The sequence below is a fragment of the Gaoshiqia sediminis genome (assembly GCF_025907915.1).
GTDB classification, from domain to species: domain Bacteria; phylum Bacteroidota; class Bacteroidia; order Bacteroidales; family Prolixibacteraceae; genus Gaoshiqia; species Gaoshiqia sediminis.
Map to the genome: position 1 here is coordinate 1 of NZ_JAPAAF010000088.1, position 2,076 is coordinate 2,076.

Sequence of the window (2,076 nt, forward strand, 5' to 3'; positions counted from 1 at the left end):
GGATTTGCACCAATATTGATCAGAGTGGCTGGTCAGGCAATCCTGAACAGCCGGGTTGGGATGTTTATAGAATTGGCATATGCCGCAACGGTGCGACCCCATCCGGGGCCGAATTTCTCACCGACATCCTCTTTCTATAAACATACGATGCCTCCGGCATCAAATTGGATCAATTGGGAGCCTTTAGCCCGCACTTCGCCGCCCCCCCCAAGCTGGCGCCGCTTTGTAATTGGTGTCTTGCCCGTCACAGCAAACTTTTGCTTCTTCAAAGCAAGAAAGGGGCACAGACCCGCGTAAGCAAAGGGAAACTCCCTTTGCCTGCTTGGCCACCGACCGTGATGGTTCATTTATAAGTAATATGAAGTATCAAAGACGATTTAATTTCGTAACATCGAATGCACCAAAAATCGACATGTTATGAAAAACTTACTTCAAAACCGGTCAAAATTTAAACCTACAACTTCGATCTTACAATTCTCTCTCCCCTGTTTACTTGTTGCTTTTTGCTTGCTGGCGCTCTCTTCCCTGGAAGTACTGGCGCAGGATGCTGTATTAAAACATTCCTACACTTTTGAAGATGGAACAGCCAAAGATGTGGTTGGAGGAGCAGATGGAGTTTTAAATGGAGGGAAGATTATCAACGGAGAGTATGTCGCTTCTTCGCAGGGGCAATTCATCCTTCTTCCGGCCAGTGAGATTGCGCTCAACAGCTATCCTTCCTTGAGCTTGGAAGCCTACCTGGGAGCCGGACACCTGAATGCCTATTTCACCATGTTCTCCTATTTCGGAAATTCTGTTGGTGCTTTCGGAACGGACTACCTGTTTCAATCGCTTGCCAACGGTGGACACAGTGTGACCGGCATGTCGTGTAAGAACGATCAAACCCCTTGGGCTACTTGTACCAATGTGTTCGGCACTCCGTTCAAAGACGCCAAATACCATCATGTGGTAAGCACCTTTGATAACCATGAGATCAAATTTTACATCGATGGCATTTTAGTCGACCAAAACACCATTGATGAATTCCCCAACAATGTAATTGCCAACCTCAGCAACCAGTTCGCCTATTTGTGTAAATCGGGCTATATGCAAGACCCTACCTGGTTTGGGACGATTGATCAGTTCAACATTTACGAGGGTGTTCTGGATGCGGCCACAATTGCCGGCTCCGCTAAAAAATACCGGGAAGGTTCGAAAGATTTACCAGCAGAGATCAAAGAAATTCTGAGCAATGTATTGGTCAATCCGGGGTTTAAACCTGAGAGCGGGTTGTCAACTGCGTTTCTCCAATCGTATAAGCAACGCAAATTTTTTGTTTACCCCACCGTCATTCGTACGCCCGATTCAACCGCTTATTCCCTCAGCTCGGCAAAAGCATTTGCTGAATTATTATCAGCTGATCTTGATTTAGATGTTGAATTCAAAGAAAGCGTACTCAATCCGGGGGAATTAGAAGGCCGGGGCCAATTTGATATTTTCAATAATGACATGAAACGACTGGCCAATGCGATCAAGAAAGAAGGTACGAGTGCCGATTATTACGTGATCCTGGAAATCCTGTTCCCGCCACAGCGCTCTGAAGCGGTAGATGTTTTCGGTATTCATATCCTTATTTTGGACAAGGATACGGAGAATGCTTTTTCGTTTTTGCTGAACGCGCATCACGATTATTTTAGCTATAATAGTTTGTCAGCCGCAAATGCTGAATCAGCCAATTTGGAGATGCTGAAACTGAAATGTGCCCGGGTGGCTTTCGATGCATTAAAAAAACAAATTGAATATGCTGAAAGTGAAATCGCGAAGTGATATCATCAATCATTCTGAAAATAGATGACATTTAGATAGGGATGACCGAGGCCAATGAGAACATACATTTAAGGAATTTATTAAATTCTTTAAGGAGGAAGGACAAGAACGATGAGTTAAAAAAGACCATAACAATTAAGCATTCGAGCAGTTCGCAGCGCAGAATCCTGCTTTCCCGGATTTGCACCAATATTGATCAGAGTGGCTGGTCAGGCAATCCTGAACAGCCGGGTTGGGATGTTTATAGAATTGGCATATGCCGCAACGGTG

General features: G+C 44.9%; 1 protein-coding gene. It reads left to right on the forward strand.

The window, feature by feature from the left end:
* The first annotated feature begins 417 nt into the window (after positions 1–417).
* Positions 418–1,806: a LamG-like jellyroll fold domain-containing protein gene (locus N2K84_RS20060; RefSeq protein WP_282593617.1), complete on the forward strand. Its 1,389-nt coding sequence runs from the start codon at positions 418–420 to the stop codon at positions 1,804–1,806.
* The last annotated feature ends 270 nt before the right edge of the window (positions 1,807–2,076 follow it).